At 46.2% G+C, this 16,015-nt stretch carries 15 protein-coding genes, 2 tRNA genes and 3 pseudogenes; 14 read left to right on the top strand and 6 right to left on the bottom strand.

The annotated features are described in order from the left end of the window. Positions 1-17 precede the first annotated feature (17 nt). The 4 genes from rpsK to rplQ are packed head-to-tail and all read left to right on the top strand — an operon-like array spanning position 18 to position 2,449. Positions 18-413: a 30S ribosomal protein S11 gene (rpsK, locus tag QEO93_RS08745; protein WP_002216249.1), complete on the top strand. Its 396-nt coding sequence runs from the start codon at positions 18-20 to the stop codon at positions 411-413. Positions 414-423: 10 nt separating this feature from the next. Beyond that, positions 424-1,044 carry a 30S ribosomal protein S4 gene (gene rpsD, locus QEO93_RS08750; protein ID WP_032136360.1) on the top strand — a complete coding sequence of 207 codons (621 nt, stop codon included), beginning with the start codon at positions 424-426 and terminating at the stop codon, positions 1,042-1,044. Between the two features lie 25 nt (positions 1,045-1,069). After that, positions 1,070-2,056 carry a DNA-directed RNA polymerase subunit alpha gene (locus QEO93_RS08755; RefSeq protein WP_032136359.1) on the top strand — a complete coding sequence of 329 codons (987 nt, stop codon included), beginning with the start codon at positions 1,070-1,072 and terminating at the stop codon, positions 2,054-2,056. Positions 2,057-2,080: 24 nt separating this feature from the next. Then, complete coding sequence (rplQ, locus tag QEO93_RS08760) at positions 2,081-2,449, top strand: 50S ribosomal protein L17 (protein WP_032136358.1); 369 nt, start codon at positions 2,081-2,083, stop codon at positions 2,447-2,449. A 68-nt stretch (positions 2,450-2,517) separates the two neighbouring features. Here rplQ and QEO93_RS08765 read toward each other — a convergent pair whose 3' ends face one another. Then, positions 2,518-2,844, bottom strand: coding sequence for an FKBP-type peptidyl-prolyl cis-trans isomerase (locus QEO93_RS08765; RefSeq protein WP_032136383.1), 327 nt, complete (start codon positions 2,842-2,844; stop codon positions 2,518-2,520). A gap of 217 nt (positions 2,845-3,061) precedes the next feature. On the opposite strand from QEO93_RS08765, the pseudogene QEO93_RS08770 reads away from it, so the two are divergent. From QEO93_RS08770 to QEO93_RS08785, 4 genes and pseudogenes are all read left to right on the top strand, one after another. Then, positions 3,062-3,909, top strand: a pseudogene (locus QEO93_RS08770) (D-2-hydroxyacid dehydrogenase). Positions 3,910-3,972: 63 nt separating this feature from the next. Next, on the top strand, positions 3,973-5,298 hold the full coding sequence (locus QEO93_RS08775) for a deoxyguanosinetriphosphate triphosphohydrolase (protein WP_085815398.1): 1,326 nt from the start codon (positions 3,973-3,975) through the stop codon (positions 5,296-5,298). Positions 5,299-5,384: 86 nt separating this feature from the next. Then, positions 5,385-5,461 (top strand) — tRNA-Arg (locus QEO93_RS08780). A gap of 20 nt (positions 5,462-5,481) precedes the next feature. Beyond that, positions 5,482-5,556, top strand: a tRNA-Glu gene (locus QEO93_RS08785). Between the two features lie 93 nt (positions 5,557-5,649). Here the strand turns inward: QEO93_RS08785 and QEO93_RS08790 are convergent. Further along, entirely contained in the window at positions 5,650-6,975 is a 1,326-nt protein-coding gene (locus QEO93_RS08790; RefSeq protein ID WP_032136356.1) for an MFS transporter, read from the bottom strand. 439 nt (positions 6,976-7,414) lie between these two features. Between QEO93_RS08790 and QEO93_RS08795 the strand changes: the two genes are divergently transcribed. The 3 genes and pseudogenes from QEO93_RS08795 to QEO93_RS11730 all read left to right on the top strand — a co-directional run bounded on the left by QEO93_RS08795 (position 7,415) and on the right by QEO93_RS11730 (position 9,824). Then, a complete protein-coding gene (locus QEO93_RS08795; protein WP_085815399.1) occupies positions 7,415-8,491 on the top strand; it encodes an AI-2E family transporter in 1,077 nt (358 codons plus the stop codon). Positions 8,492-8,705: 214 nt separating this feature from the next. Further along, positions 8,706-8,750: a hypothetical protein gene (locus QEO93_RS11625; RefSeq protein ID WP_348651512.1), complete on the top strand. Its 45-nt coding sequence runs from the start codon at positions 8,706-8,708 to the stop codon at positions 8,748-8,750. 96 nt (positions 8,751-8,846) lie between these two features. Then, positions 8,847-9,824 (top strand): annotated as a pseudogene (locus QEO93_RS11730) (YfbK domain-containing protein). 93 nt (positions 9,825-9,917) lie between these two features. Here QEO93_RS11730 and asd read toward each other — a convergent pair. Next, positions 9,918-11,030: an aspartate-semialdehyde dehydrogenase gene (gene asd, locus QEO93_RS08805; protein ID WP_032136354.1), complete on the bottom strand. Its 1,113-nt coding sequence runs from the start codon at positions 11,028-11,030 to the stop codon at positions 9,918-9,920. Between the two features lie 280 nt (positions 11,031-11,310). Between asd and QEO93_RS08810 the strand changes: the two genes are divergently transcribed. Further along, positions 11,311-11,448, top strand: coding sequence for a hypothetical protein (locus QEO93_RS08810; RefSeq protein WP_157686226.1), 138 nt, complete (start codon positions 11,311-11,313; stop codon positions 11,446-11,448). Here QEO93_RS08810 and QEO93_RS08815 read toward each other — a convergent pair. From QEO93_RS08815 to QEO93_RS08825, 3 genes and pseudogenes are all read right to left on the bottom strand, one after another. After that, a complete protein-coding gene (locus QEO93_RS08815) occupies positions 11,415-12,638 on the bottom strand; it encodes a capsule polysaccharide biogenesis protein (RefSeq protein ID WP_089152851.1) in 1,224 nt (407 codons plus the stop codon). The two genes, QEO93_RS08810 and QEO93_RS08815, sit on opposite strands and share 34 nt — an antisense overlap. A gap of 173 nt (positions 12,639-12,811) precedes the next feature. Continuing rightward, the gene (locus QEO93_RS08820; protein WP_081906816.1) at positions 12,812-14,857 is read right to left on the bottom strand and encodes a capsule polysaccharide biogenesis protein; all 2,046 of its coding nucleotides are present in this window, start codon (positions 14,855-14,857) and stop codon (positions 12,812-12,814) included. Between the two features lie 78 nt (positions 14,858-14,935). Then, a pseudogene (locus QEO93_RS08825) lies at positions 14,936-15,330 on the bottom strand (IS630 transposase-related protein). Between the two features lie 165 nt (positions 15,331-15,495). Between QEO93_RS08825 and rpmH the strand changes: the two are divergent. Together rpmH and rnpA are read left to right on the top strand one after the other, a co-directional pair. After that, positions 15,496-15,630 carry a 50S ribosomal protein L34 gene (rpmH, locus tag QEO93_RS08830; protein ID WP_002214728.1) on the top strand — a complete coding sequence of 45 codons (135 nt, stop codon included), beginning with the start codon at positions 15,496-15,498 and terminating at the stop codon, positions 15,628-15,630. Next, positions 15,631-15,969, top strand: a complete 339-nt coding sequence (gene rnpA, locus QEO93_RS08835) for a ribonuclease P protein component (protein WP_032136351.1) — start codon at positions 15,631-15,633, stop codon at positions 15,967-15,969. Positions 15,970-16,015: the final 46 nt, after the last annotated feature.

The raw sequence follows: 16,015 nt of genomic DNA on the forward strand, positions 1-16,015 counted from the left end.
TTTTAAGGAATTAATTGATGGCTAAAGCAAACACAGCCTCACGTGTACGTAAAAAAGTACGCAAAACCGTGAGTGAAGGTATTGTGCATGTTCATGCATCTTTCAACAATACCATCATTACAATCACCGACCGCCAAGGCAATGCATTGTCTTGGGCTACCTCTGGCGGCGCTGGTTTTAAAGGTTCTCGTAAAAGTACACCTTTCGCTGCTCAAGTTGCAGCAGAAGCCGCTGGTAAAGTTGCCCAAGAGTATGGCGTGAAAAATTTAGAAGTTCGCATTAAAGGCCCAGGCCCTGGTCGCGAATCTTCTGTTCGTGCGCTGAATGCTCTGGGTTTTAAAATTACCAGCATCACCGATGTTACTCCGTTGCCACACAACGGTTGCCGTCCGCCTAAAAAGCGTCGTATCTAAGGAGTAAAGCATGGCACGTTATCTTGGCCCAAAATGTAAATTGGCTCGTCGCGAAGGCACGGATTTATATCTGAAAAGTGCACGTCGTTCTTTAGAGTCAAAATGTAAAATGGAATCTGCTCCTGGTCAGCATGGTGCGAAAAAACCTCGCTTGTCTGACTATGGTTTGCAATTACGTGAAAAACAAAAAATTCGCCGCATCTATGGTGTGTTGGAACGTCAGTTCCGCCGCTATTTTGCTGAAGCTGACCGTCGTAAAGGTTCAACTGGCGAATTGTTGCTGCAATTGTTGGAATCACGTTTGGACAACGTAGTTTACCGCATGGGCTTTGCCTCTACACGTGCGGAAGCTCGCCAACTGGTTTCTCACAAAGCATTGACTGTGAATGGTCAAGTTGTGAACATTCCTTCTTTCCAAGTGAAAGCAGGTGATGTTGTTGCAGTACGTGAAAAAGCGAAAAAACAAGTGCGTATTCAAGAAGCGTTGGGTTTGGCTGCACAAATTGGTATGCCAAGCTGGGTTTCTGTTGATGCCACTAAAATGGAAGGTACATTTAAAAACGTACCTGACCGCGCTGAATTGTACAGCGATATTAATGAACAGCTGGTGGTAGAGTTCTACTCTAAATAATGCTAGCACAGTGAGGGACAGTTAAATGCAAAACAGCACAACCGAATTTTTGAAACCTCGTCAAATTGATGTTGATACTTTATCTACTACACGTGCTAAAGTATCAATGCAGCCATTTGAGCGTGGTTTTGGTCATACCTTAGGTAATGCTTTGCGTCGTATCTTACTGTCATCTATGAATGGCTTTGCGCCCACTGAAGTTACGATTGCGGGTGTTTTGCATGAGTACTCTACCTTAGATGGCGTGCAAGAAGATGTTGTTGATATCTTGCTAAACATCAAAGGTGTTGTATTTAAATTGCAAGGCACTCGTACCGAAGCGGTTATTTCTTTGAAAAAGACAGGTTCAGGTCCAGTTACTGCAGGTGATTTCGAATTGCCGCATGATGTTGAGATTATCAACCCTGAACAAGTTTTATGTCATTTGGCTGAAAATGGCAGCATTGAAATGGAAGTGAAGGTTGAGCAAGGTCGTGGTTACCAAACAGTATCTGGTCGTCGTAATGCGAAAGAACAGAGTAAAATTGGTGCCATTCAATTGGATGCGAGCTTTTCGCCCATTAGCCGTGTTAGTTTTGATGTTGAAGCAGCTCGCGTTGAACAACGTACTGACTTAGACAGCTTGATTTTAGATATTGAGACCAATGGTTCTATTGATCCAGAAGAAGCTGTCCGTGCTGCAGCACGTATTTTAATTGACCAAATGTCTATCTTTGCCGACTTGGAAGGCACACCTGCTGAAGTTGAAGAAGAGAAAGCTCCTCCGATTGATCCAGTTTTACTGCGTCCAGTTGATGATTTAGAGCTGACTGTTCGTTCGGCAAATTGCTTAAAAGCTGAAGATATTTACTATATTGGCGATTTGATTCAACGTACTGAAACAGAGCTGTTGAAAACACCTAACTTAGGTCGTAAATCTTTGAATGAAATCAAAGAAGTTTTAGCTTCTAAAGGTTTAACTTTAGGTTCTAAGCTGGAAACATGGCCTCCCGCAGGCTTGGAAAAGCCCTAAGCTTTAAGATTAAAGGATAATGACATGCGTCATCGTAATGGTAACCGCAAATTAAACCGCACAAGCAGCCACCGTGCAGCTATGTTGCGTAATATGGCGAATTCTTTGTTGACTCACGAAACGATTGTAACAACTTTGCCAAAAGCAAAAGAATTGCGTCGCGTAGTAGAACCCTTGATTACTTTGGGTAAAAAACCTTCTTTAGCTAACCGTCGTTTAGCATTTGACCGCACTCGCGATCGCGATGTTGTTGTTAAATTGTTTGACGAATTGGGTGCACGTTTTGCAACTCGCAACGGTGGTTATGTTCGCATTTTGAAATGCGGCTTCCGTCCTGGCGATAACGCACCTTTGGCTTTGGTTGAATTGGTAGACAAAGCTTCTGCTGAGTAATTAGTAAGATACTAAGCAAATAAAAAACCGAACTGTTTTCAGTTCGGTTTTTTACATTTTAAAGATAATTAACCATGAACACGCAGTAATTCCACTTCAAAAACCAAAGTAGCCATTGGCGGAATAACACCACCAGCACCATGAGCACCATAGCCCATCTCAGGTGGAATAGTCAATTTACGTTTGCCACCCTCTTTCATACCATCAAAACCTTCATCCCAGCCGCGAATAACTTGACCCACACCTAAAGTAATCGTTAAAGGTTGATGACGGTCTAAGCTAGAATCAAATTTAGTACCATCTATCAGCCGACCAGTATAATGAACCGTAATCTCTTTGCCTTTTACCGCAACTGCACCAGTGCCTTCTTGCAAATCTTCAATAATCAAACCCATTGAATGTCCTTTTAATAAAAGTGTTAAAAACATAAGCGTATCATAAAAAGCCCTTTCCAGGCAGCCTGAATAAATTTAAAATCAATCCATTATTTAAATTACAGGAGGTTACATCATGGAAATCGTTTTTTTAGACCAAGCAGCTCTACGCTCGGAGCCATTAAAATTTAATTTTCCACATGAATACATCGAATATCCACTCACATAGCCTGAAGAAATTTCAGAACGATTAAAAGGCGCAAACATAGCGATTGTCAGCAAAGTCGTGTTGAAAGAAGAACATTTTGTCGCCAATCCGCAATTAAAACTGATTGCCGTAACCGCAACAGGCTACAACAATATTGACGTAGAAGCCGCAAGAAAAGCCAATATTTCAGTCTGCAATGTGCGCGGATACAGCACAATCAGCGTAGCCGAGCACGCCATCATGATGTTGCTTGCACTACACCGAAACCTGCCAGCCTATATGCAAGACGTACAAAATGGCGCATGGCAACAATTGTCCGTTTACTGCCATTTCAGCGCACCACTGCGCGACATATATGGCAAAACCATCGCCATCTTCGGACGTGGCAACATTGGCAAACACATTGGTGAAATTGGTGAATTAGCCGCCGCATTCGGCATAAACGTGATTTAGGGCGAACACAAAAACGCCACTACCATTCACGAAGGCTACACAGACTTTCAGGCTGCATTACAACAAGCAGACGTGATTTCATTAAAGTGCCCACTCAACGAACAAACGAAAAACATGATTGGCGAAGCTGAACTTAATTTATTCAAAACCACCGCGCTATTTTATTGAATTTAGAACGTGGCGGTTTAGCAGATGAAACCGCCGTCATTAACGCGCTGAAAAACGGCAAATTAGGTGGCGCAGGTTTTGACGTACTCAGCGTTGAGCCACCCAAACAAGGCAATCCATTGCTAGAACCTCTGCCAAACCTAATCGTTACGCCACACATGGCATGGGCAAGCGACGAAGCCACGCGCAATCTCGTCCGAATCCTAGAAGGAAACATCAACCAGTTTGTCGCAGGCAAACCACAAAACATCGTTTAACCCTATTTTCAGGCTGCGTTCACACACAAACGCAGCCTGAAAAGCTATACAGAAAGCCCAATCATGGACTGGACAACTCTCATGTCGCCTACCCGTTTCAAAATAGAAAACGGCGAAATTATCCCAATCCACAGCGAAACTAATCCCTATCGCAGCTCCTTTCACACCGATTACGACCGCGTTGTCTTTTCCAACGCCTTTCGCCGACTCGGGCGCAAAACCCAAGTCCACCCACTCGCCAAAAACGACCACACCCACAACCGCCTAACCCACAGCGTAGAAGTCGCCAGCGTAGGGCGCAGTTTAGGTTATCAAGTTGGCGTTAGTCTTGCAGCACAAAACCAACTGCCCAGCCACATCAGCCCAAACGACATCGCCACCACCGTCCAAACTGCCTGCCTTGCCCATGACATTGGCAATCCACCATTCGGACACACAGGCGAAGATGCATTACGCGAATGGTTCAGGCAGCCTGAAAACGAATATTTTCTAGAAAAACTCAGCCCAGCCGAACAAAACGACATTCAAACCTACGAAGGCAACGCCCACAGCTTGCGCCAAACCGCCAGTATAGAAATGTATCGCAACCATGGAGGCATGCGACTCACAGCCGCATCATACGGCGCATTACTCAAATATCCATGGACAAGTAGCCGCCCAAAAGGCAGCAAAAAATTCAATATTTATCAAACTGAATTATCTTTAATCCGCCGTGTCGCACAAGAGCTTCGGCTGCCTGAAAACGGCGCAGACTGCTGGGCAAGACACCCCTTGTCTTACTTAATGGAAGCCGCAGACGATATTTGTTACGCGTTAATGGATTTGGAGGACGCAGTTAGCCTAGGCTTACTCAACCCAAATGAAGTGATACAGTTGCTCATACCCATCGCGCAGCCTGAAAAACAGCACACCACTACCGACACGCACAGCCAAATTTCCATGTTGCGCGGACTAGCTATCGGCAAAGCCATCAACAGCGTTGCCGACACATTCATGCAACACCACAACGCCTTACTGCAAGGCGAATTTGCCTATCACGATTTGCTTGCCGCCACACAACCACACATCAGCGAAAACCTAGCCGCAGCCAAACAATTAGCGCACGACAAAATTTTCCGCCATCGCAGCAAACTCGTGCAAGAAATTGCCGCGTTTCCGTGTATTAACTCCATGCTTTCTCTGTTTGTGCCAGCCGCGTACAACTATATTGTTTCAGGCTGCCCGAACACGCAACAAACCCTTGCGCTAGATTTATTGGAAACCGCACCGATTACAAAAGAAGACAGTTTGTATCAGGCGTATATGAAAATTTTGGATTTTATCGGTGGAATGACGGATAATTACGCCGCACAGACCGCAAGAGAATTGTCTGGAAATAGTTTAATTTAGTTTAAAAACAATAAATTGTAAAATAATCACAAAATAATTCTTTACAGAAAACAAACTAAACTGTATTATACAACCTTTCTTGCATAGCACCCGTAGCTCAGTTGGATAGAGTATCTGGCTACGAACCAGAGGGTCGGGCGTTCGAATCGCTCCGGGTGCGCCAGTGAGAAAATCCTTTATTCCGCGCCCATCGTCTAGCGGTTAGGACATCGCCCTTTCACGGCGGTAACCGGGGTTCGATTCCCCGTGGGCGTGCCAGTTTTTAAAACCCACTTCATTTTGAAGTGGGTTTTGTTTTATCTGTAAACAAATTTTCAGGCTGCATTTATCCATAAAATGCAGCCTGAAAACTTATTCTTCCATTTTCAAATTTCTACTACACAGAATCGCCACCAAAGCCACCACCGACACCGCCACCAAATACCAAGCAGGAGCTAACGCGCTATCCGAATACTGAATCATCAACGTAGCCACCAAAGGCGCAGTCCCACCCAGTAGCGCATTCCCAGCATTAAAACACAGCGCAAACCCACTAAACCGCAGCGAAGTTGGGAACAGCTCTGTCAAAAAACAAGGCAGCGTGCCATCGTTAATCGCCAACATCATGCCAAACGCAATCATCACAAACAACATCACGCTAAAATTTAAGTTTTCCAGCAACATAAACAACGGCACAGAAAACACAATAAACATCAAACACGCAATCATCAACATTGTCTTGCGCCCGAACACATCAGAAAAATAGCCCATCAAAAAAATGAACGCGATATACGCCACCAACGCAATACTAGACGCTAAAAACGAAGTACTTTCCGCAATATGCAATTCCGCGCTCAAATAAGTCGGCATATAACTGAGCGTGGTGTAAAACGCCACCGCATTGAGCGAAACCGCACCACACGCCACCAACATTTCTTTGCGATACAACTGAAACAGCGTTTTAATCGGCAACGCCTGTTTTTGCTGCTTATCCAATTTCTCTTCCATCGCCAAAAACGCAGGCGTGTCCTGCAAATTCAAACGGATATACCGCCCAACCAAGCCCAACGGCGCAGCGCACAAAAACGGCAACCGCCAACCCCATTCATGCAACTGTGTTTCGTTCAGGCTGCTATGCAAACCAGCCGCCAGGAGCGAACCAACCAGCAAACCCGTTGCCGTACTTGCAGGGACAAGGCTAGTATATAAGCCCCGTTTATTTGCAGGCGCATACTCCGCCAAAAACGAAGACGCGCCAGCATATTCGCCTGACGCAGAAAACCCCTGCACCAACCGCACCAACAGCAATAACACAGGCGCAGCCATGCCAACGTGCTGATAAGTCGGCAACAAAGCAATGCAAAACGTGGCAACCGACATCAACATAATTGACCAAGACAACGCAAACTTCCGCCCGTAGCGGTCGCCCCAAAAGCCCCAAATCATGCCACCAAATGGGCGCACGATAAACGACAACGCAAACACGGCAAACGCCGCAATCAAGCCTGAAGACGTGTCTTGTGCTGGGAAAAACACTTTGGCGATAACCGCCGCTAAATAACCATAAGCCGCGTAGTCAAACCATTCTACAAAGTTGCCGATAAAGCTGGAAATGGCGGCTTTACGTAAGGCATTTTGTTCGGCGGTTGGCGTGGATACTTCGGCGATTGATGTGTTGAGTGTCTGACTTGGCGACATAATGAAACTCCTGAAAATGAAAAAAAGCGTTCGGGCTTAGGGCAGCCTGAACGCTTTTTCGGTGTTTCAATCATGTGCTGTAAAACGATTGGGTATGCTAATAGATGAAAACGGTTCTTTCAACACGGTTTTCAGGCTGCGTTTCATTCGCTAATCGTTTTAAGACGACACACCGTTCAAATGTGAACAGGCTGACGAATGATACAAACCCGAGTAATGTTGAATAGAAAAACTGCCCACCACTAGGGTTTGTGGGGCAATGTCCTTGAATGTTGGTTCGTTTTCATGATGTGAATCTCGTGTTGAATGTTTGAATAAACACTATAGTGCCGTGTTAAGGAATGTTTGTCAAATGAAAAAAAGGTAAAGATATATTTTCAGGCTGCCTGAAAGCCATTTTCCATTACAATCCCAGTTTTCCATTTTTTGATTGAAGACTATGTATCAACCCAACAAGAAAAGATTGTGGCTGCCGTGGCTGGCAGGTTTTTCGCTGATTGCTTTTTTGGTGCTGTTCGTTCACTTTTTGGGCGGCATTCTGACGCCGTTTATTGTGGCGGCGGTGCTAGCTTACATTTTAAATCCGTTGGTTTGCTCGCTGGAAGCGCACAATATCAAGCGCGGACGGGCTTCTATGTGGGTGATGTTGTTTGCGTTTTTTCTGATTGTGGCGTTGCTGCTCGTGATTGTGCCGATGTTGATTGGGCAATTTCAAACGATTGTGCGCCGCATTCCTGAGCTGGCAGATTATGTGCAAACGCATTTTCTGCCGTGGTTCAACCATAGATTTGGCGAACACATCACGCTGAACACAGAAACGGTAACGACTTGGCTACGCAGCAATACGCAAAATATTCAACAAAGTCTGCAAAAAGCCATGCCTGTTTTAATGCAACAAGGCACAGCGTTGGCGGCGAGCGTGAGCAATTTGGTGTTGCTGCCGTTGCTGCTGTATTACTTTTTGTTGGACTGGTCGCGCTGGGAGCAGGGGATTACTACGCTTGTGCCGCGCCGTTATCTGCCTGTTTACAAACGTGTTTCAGGCAGCATGGACACGGTGCTGGGCGAGTTTCTGCGCGGACAGTTGATGGTGATGATGATTATGGGTTTGGTGTACGGCGTGGGCTTGATGATGACGGGACTGGAATCGGGTTTTGCGATTGGTATGGTGGCAGGGATTTTGGTATTTGTGCCGTATTTGGGCGCGTTCACGGGCTTGTTGCTGGCGACACTTGCGGCGATTCTTCAGTTTGATTCGTGGACGGGCTTGGTGGCGGTTTGGGCAGTGTTTGCGGTTGGGCAGACGCTGGAGAGTTTTTTCATCACGCCGAAAATTGTGGGCGATAGAATTGGCTTGTCGCCGTTTTGGGTGATTTTTGCGTTGATGGCGTTTGGGCAACTGTTGGGGTTTGTGGGGATGTTGGTGGCGTTGCCGTTGGCGGCGGTGTGTTTGGTGTTGATACAGGAAGGGAAACAGGCTTATTTGAATAGCCAGTTTTACAATAAGGAACGATAGGAAAAAGCAGCCTGAAAACTTTTTCAGGCTGCGTTTTTTCAGTTGTAGAGCGGTGCATTTATGCCCGACATTTTTTCAATCCAAACGGTTTGTGTTGGGCATAAATGCCAAACCTACGGATTTTACAGAAGATACAAAAACGCAGCCTGAAACTGCTACAATAACCGCATTCAACCACAAAAGGAAAACTCCATGAAAACACATCAAAAAAATCATCAGTTTAACCGTTATCAGTGCCATGCTTGCCGCATGTAGCTAAACGCCAACGCCAAAAGATACCCGTCAGTCCGTTATCGCTACGGCAGATTCGGCTATGTCCGCGCCAATGGTCAGCATGGCAAGACCAAGCAGCGTGATGTTGTACGGACAACTCAGAAGTATGCCTGCCGTACCGCAGCCTGAAAATACTGAAAAATACGGCGAAGTGTCGCCCAATCCTGTCCACGCAGTCGTACAAACGTCTGTTTCCACATTCAGCGCAGACGTGGATACAGGCAGCTACGCCAACGTGCGCCGTTTCCTGAACAACAACCATCTGCCGCCGCACAACGCCGTCCGCACGGAAGAGCTAATCAATTATTTTGACTACGCCTACGCGCAGCCAAGCAATGGCAAACCGTTTGCGGTTCACACCGAAGTTGCCGATTCGCCATGGTAGCCTGAAGCCAAGTTAATCCGCATCGGCATCAAAGCGCAAGACATCGCCGCGAAGCAATTACCCCCAGCCAATCTCGTGTTTTTGGTGGATGTTTCAGGCAGCATGGACGGCGATTTTAATGTGGGGGTTACGGACTTCAACGCGCTGAAAGATTTGGCAGCGGAAAAACGCAAATCGGGCGTGTCGCTGACGACTTTGGGTTTTGGCACGGGCAATTATAACGAGCATTTGATGGAGCAGCTGGCGGACGCTGGCGATATTGGGGCAGGGCATAGCGTAACGGCGTTATATGAAATTGTGCCAACAGGGAAACAGGTCTGGTTGAACGAATCGCGTTACCAAACTGTGCCGAATGTTTCAGGCAGCCTGAAAGAATATGGGTTCATTAAGTTGCGCTACAAAAAAACGAATACGCCGAATAGTTTGTTGATTGAACAGGCGATTGCGGTGGGTAGCAAACTGTTGGCGCAAGCGAGCCGTGATACGCAATGGGCGGTTGCAGTGGCGGCTTATGGTCAGTAACTTCAGGGCGGTCAATACAATGGTAAAATGGGTTGGGCGGAGATTGTGGATTTGGCAAAACGTAATGCAAAACCTAATGAATTTGGTTTGCGTTCGGAATTTTTGGATTTGGTACGCAAAGCGCAGAAATTGGGTTCTGAGCAAGCGAAATAAGAAAAAGCAGCCTGAAAAATCGTTTTCAGGCTGCTTTTTTTAGACATGGAGCGTCGGCGAGCCACCGACGCTCCATTGCAATATGACTGTGGTTTACAGTTTACCCAACACAATATTCAACACGCGACGAATCGGCTCGGCTGCACCCCACAACAATTGGTCGCCAACAGTAAACGCGCTGATGTATTCACCGCCCATTGCCAACTTGCGGATACGACCCACAGGCGTAGCCAAAGTACCAGTTACTGCGGCTGGTGTTAATTCGTGAATAGACGCTTCTTTGGTGTTTGGCACAACTTTCGTCCAAGGGTTTGCCGAAGCGATGATTTGCTCAATTTCGCTCACAGGCAAATCTTGTTTCAATTTCAGCGTAATCGCTTGGCTGTGGCAACGCATTGCGCCCACACGAACGCACAAACCTTCAATAATCGTAGGTTGTTCGCCGCCCAAAATTTTGTTGGTTTCCGCGTTGCCTTTCCATTCTTCTTTTGATTGACCGTTGCCCAAATCCACGTCAATCCATGGAATCAGGCTGCCTGCCAATGGCACACCAAAATTGGCTTTTGGATAATTGTCGCTGCGCAAGAAATCAGACACTTTGCGGTCGATTTCCAAAATCGCGCTGGCTGGGTCTGCCAGTTCTGTGGTGACTTCGCTGTGGATTGCACCCATACCTGCAATTAGTTCGCGCATATTTTTTGCGCCTGCGCCTGAAGCGGCTTGATACGTCATGCTGCTCGCCCATTCCACCAAACCGTTTTGGAACAAGCCACCCAATGCCATCAACATCAATGAAACGGTGCAGTTGCCGCCAACGTAGTTTTTCACGCTGTTTTTCAAACCTGCGTCAATTACGTTGCGGTTTACAGGGTCTAACACGATGATAGTATCGGCTTTCATGCGCAAGGTGGAAGCTGCGTCAATCCAGTAGCCGTTCCAACCTGTGGCACGAAGTGGCTCAAACACAGCTTTGGTGTAGTCGCCGCCTTGGCAGGTTACGATGATGTCCATTTCTTTTAGTGCGTCAATGCTGTTGGCATTGTGCAACACTTTGTCGGTTTGACCGAAATCGGGTGCTGCGCCGCCGACGTTTGATGTGGTGAAGAAGTGTGCGTCTTGAATGTGGGCAAAATCGTTTTCTTCGCGCATGCGTTGCATCAATACTGAACCGACCATGCCGCGCCAGCCTACAAATCCTACTTTCATGTTTGTGCTCCAAATAAGTATAAAAAATACGTTTTCAGGCTGCGTTACAGTACACGATAAAAGAATAAGGATATTGCTGTAGGGTGGGTTTTAACCTACCAATTCGCCGAATTTCAACAATTTGGTGGGTTGAAACCCACCCTACGAAAAAATTGTCGTGTACTGAAAGGCTGCCTGAAAACGATAAAAAGAAAAGTGAGATTTTTAACCTTTTGTAAGCAAATTGTAAAGAAATTTCACGAAAACGCAGCCTGAAAAATGATAGTGAATTAAAATAAAAATGAGACAAGGCGACAACGCCCGCCGTGTGGCGTGGCACATAAGGGCGTTGGCAACGCCATATCATTGCGATTTTAATTTGCTATTTTTTCAGGCTGCGTTTGGTTATGGCAATTTGGGCAATCGCACTTCTGTGTAGAAATTGCCGTTAATCTGCGTTTGATTGATGTGATACATGCGATAGGCATGAAACATATCGGCATTGGGCTTTTCAGGCTGCGACCAGAATTTGTTGAGGTGCTTTTGGCTGGTTACGCCTGCAATGTCATAACTGGCGTTGCCGATGATTTTTACAGGCAAATTGTGAATCAGTGCGGACAAACCACTGGTGCTGTTCATCGTTACCATGCCTACGCCTTGTCGCAATAAATCGGGCAACGGCACGTCATGCACATAAATAATCCGACCGCGCATTTTAGGGTGGGTTTTGATAAACGCGCAAATATCGCGGTGATAATCAATAAAGCCTCTGTCCATGGGGTGATGCTTCACAATCAGCTTGCAGTCTTCAGGCGCGTTAATCGCAAATGATGACATAACGTGCATTAAGCAATCGCGAACGCTGTGATAATGGCTGTGTACGCGGATTTGACTATCCGTGCTGACTTGCAACGGCAAAATGAAGAATTTGCCCATTTCGCCCCTGCGGATTTTTTTGCCGATTTTGGCTTCTTTGAATGCGTACCACACACGTCTTCTGCCTGAACGCGCCCAAGATTTGATGTAGTAAAACGGGTTGGCACTGCGGTGGTGTTGGTAATCGGGAAAACGGTGTTGTTCAAAAAACATCGCCGCATAATAACGAATAGCGTGTATGGCAACAGGTTTAAATCCACCTGCTACGGGTATAGGGTCTTGATAGACTTGTTGCTTGAGTTTGGGTAATTCGTTCAGGAACCATTCGCCGTCTCGGGGTAAAGCGGAATAGGCATTGACGCCTGTTTCTTCTAGCGTTACCCAGTGTGGACGGAAATAGCCTTCTTCAAATGCCCAAAAACTGATTTTTCGTATCGCGCAAATTTTTGAGGCAATGCGGTGATACATACGCGTATCGCCAAAGCAGACGACAGCGTCAATGTTGTTCTCTTTCACAAAGTCATCAAAATATTCGCCAAATTCGGAAAACGCGGCTTGATAAGGATAAGTGTCGGGCAGCGAATCGGGATAAAACAAGCTATCGCCGCCGTTTAAATTGATTTTATATACACGTGCATCATGCGCTTGCAGCCATTGGGATAATTTTAAAAAGAAATCGCCAATCGGTCCTTGCAACAGCAGAATTTTTTTGTGCGTTGCGAGTTTTTCTAAGTTACTGGGTAAAGTCATCATGATAATTGTGTCATAAAAATTTTTCAGGCTGCGTGATATAGTTAATGTCATTATTTTTTAATACAAGGCGACAACGCTCGCCATGTGCATTTAGCATATAAGGGCATTAACTATAAATTGCAGCCTGAAAACTGAATTGCTATATTTAAGTAACAAACGCAGCCTGAAAAGCGTTACATCGCCAATAAACGATACAAACGACGCAATTTCTCCCATTTTTTTGCCATTTTGCTGCGTTGCAAGTCTGTATTGCCTTGCGCTGCCAACTTCTGTTCACGCAGTAAACCAATTGCCGCCACCACATCAATCCGCCGACAACGCTCAGGATTCACGTACTGCGGATAATACACCAAAGTCCCACTCACCAATTCCAACAGCGACAATTTTCTCGTGCGCCGCTCAATCGGCAAATAATCTGTCGTCAAACCCCAGCCCGCGTAAAACGGCAAACCATAGCAGAAAACCTGCTTACCGCGCAACAAAGCCTCAAAGCCCGTCAGCGAAGTCATCGTATGCACTTCATCAGCTACGTCCAAGCAGCCTGAAATATCCGCTTCTGCCACCACCAAATCCGCCAACTGCGCCGCCACATCATCAGGCACAACGCCCACGCGATTGCCACTCACCACATCAGGGTGCGGCTTATAAATAATAAACGCGTCAGGATTACGCTCACGCACTAAGCGCAGCAAATCCCCATTTTTCTTAATTTCAGGCGAACCCAAACGAATAGACGCATCATCTTCCACCTGCCCACAAACCAGCAAAACCCGTTTACCCGTTTCAGGCAGCCTGAAAGCCACATCACGTCCCACGTTATACTTACTGATTTTGGACGACACCAATTCATCTTGCAAACGCCGCGCCAAATCCAAATCACTCGCCGTGAACGTTTGCTGCTGCAAAATCACTTCCAAACGCGAAGGCGACTCAGCACTAAAATAAATCCCCAAATCGTCCACCACCAAAGACAACGGCGGCACTAAATTAGACCCCAGCCCCACCGAGCGCACAAATCCATCTTCCATACGCAGCACAGCCAAGCCCTGTTTTGCCGCCATGTCCAACACATCAGCCTTGCCAGCCCCCCAAACCAGCAAACGGCTGTTTTCAGGCAGCGACACAGGCAACTTATCCACCGAAGCCACAAAATGCAAACGACACGTAGGCACAGCAAAAAATGGCTTAATCACCGCCCGTTTCCACAGCGACATCCCCACGCAAAACAAATCTCCACACACTCGTTCATTAAACGAACGCGCCTGCGCCAAATAAGCAATCACATCATTCAGGCAACCTGAAAGACCCGTATTCGGATTGATATAACGCGAATACTGCACATAAGCCGCCGCAAATAATTGCGTCAAACTACGGTTCGCCCGTCTGCCCGATTCATGCATTGCCGCCACATCATCATGCCTATCGTCCGTCAGCCCCCAACCTGCATACCACGGACGACCAAACGTAACCACCTGCTTGCCACACAACAACGCCTCAAAGCCCAGTTGCGAAGTCGCACAATAAACCTTGCTCACTTTCTGCAACAGCGAAATCGCATTCACATCATCAGACAACACACGCACACGCTCGCCCGACAAATGCGCGTCAAAATACCCCTTTTTCTTACCGCTCAAAACATCAGGGTGCGTTTTAATCCAAATTTCCGCATTCGGATTTTCCTCACACGCAGCCTGAAACAAACGCTCAAAAGTTGCCTCGTCCGCGCCGCCATAACGAATCGCCATATCCCCAAACGTTTGGTCAGCCAGCAACACAATTTCACGCTCAGGCACGCAGCCTGAAAAATCAGGCGCATGATTGTATTTAGACAAACGGTGCGACACGATTTCTAGCATCGCCTGTTCCGCAGCCGCCAAATCTTCCGTTTTCAGGCTGCCATCGCTCGCCAGAATCAAGTTTTCCAAGCGAGATGGGCGCGAAGTATCGTAATAAATCCCCACATCGTCCCACACCAAAGCAAACGGCGGATAACCCTGCACCCCCAAACCTAACGAGCGCAAAAAGCCATCTTCCAGCGCAATATAAGGCACATTGTGGGCAGACGCATACGCGCGCGCCTTGTTTGCCGTTGGGCGCAAACCCCAGCCCAGCACACAATCCACGTCCGCACTCGGCACGCACAAAGACCATTCAGGGAAAAAGGAACATAAATCAGGAATCGCACGAATACCGCGCGAGAAAATGGCTGCTTTTTTCACGTTGCCAACCAAACTAAAAAAGAAAAGCGCAATTATATCAAAACCCTTATTCAATTCTTTGTAAACACATAAGTATAGTTAATTAAAATAAAAATAGGACAGTAACGCATCTGTGAAATTATCATAACTAGGCAAAATTGAACGCATATATTTCTTAATATTTGCCCATGTTTTTTCTATTGGATTTAATTCAGGCGAATAAGGTGCAAGCGGGAGTAACTAAACATTTCAGCCATTTCATAGAGATAAGCATCAGGATTTTGTTCAATATATTGTTTGAGTGCTTGCGTATCCCATTTAGTGGCATTTTGCCCTTTGACTTGATGTTTCAGGCTACCTGTTTGTTCTTCTAATTTAATCCAAAGGTAAAGCGTATTTCTTGAGATACCATAGGTTTTGGCAACTTTACTTGCATTGTTACATTGCTTGTAACAATTTAATGCTTTTTCTCGTAAATCAATTGAATATGCTATTTTATGCACCTCAAAGATAAAATTGGAATTGCACTATTTTATTTTGAATTTACTATAAACGCAGCCTGAAAACACAAAAACACTTATTTTGATTGACAAAACTGCACAAAAAAGGTTTAATGGCTCGTTTAATTTTTCCCCCAATTTTATATTTAGGAAACCAACATGAAACGCACTTACCAACCATCAGTTACAAAACGCAAACGCACACACGGCTTCTTGGTACGCTCAAAAACTCGCGGCGGTCGCGCAGTATTGGCAGCACGCCGTGCCAAAGGTCGTAAACGCTTGGCTGTGTAATTGGACAATCGCTTCGGTAAAGCATACCGACTGCTGAAAACGGAAGATTTCTCTTCCGTTTTTGCATTGAGAAAACAGCGTTCGCGCAGTTTCTTGCAAGTGTTGCAGTCGGCAGATAATGCGCTTGGTCATGCACGATTGGGTTTGGTGGTCAGCAAAAAAGCCGCCAAACGCGCCAATCGCCGCAATTTTATGAAACGAGTGATACGCGATTGGTTCAGACAACATAAACACCGTTTGCCACCGCATGATTATGTGGTACGCGTTCGCATGGCGTTTGACCAAGAAACCGTAGCTCAAGCGCGTCAGCAACTTGCAGAATTGATGTTGCCACGCTGAGAGCCTGTATTCATAAGCAGCATGGCAGTTCTTTTTGTTTTAGTTG

The organism is Kingella negevensis (assembly GCF_030177895.1).
GTDB lineage: Bacteria > Pseudomonadota > Gammaproteobacteria > Burkholderiales > Neisseriaceae > Kingella_C > Kingella_C negevensis.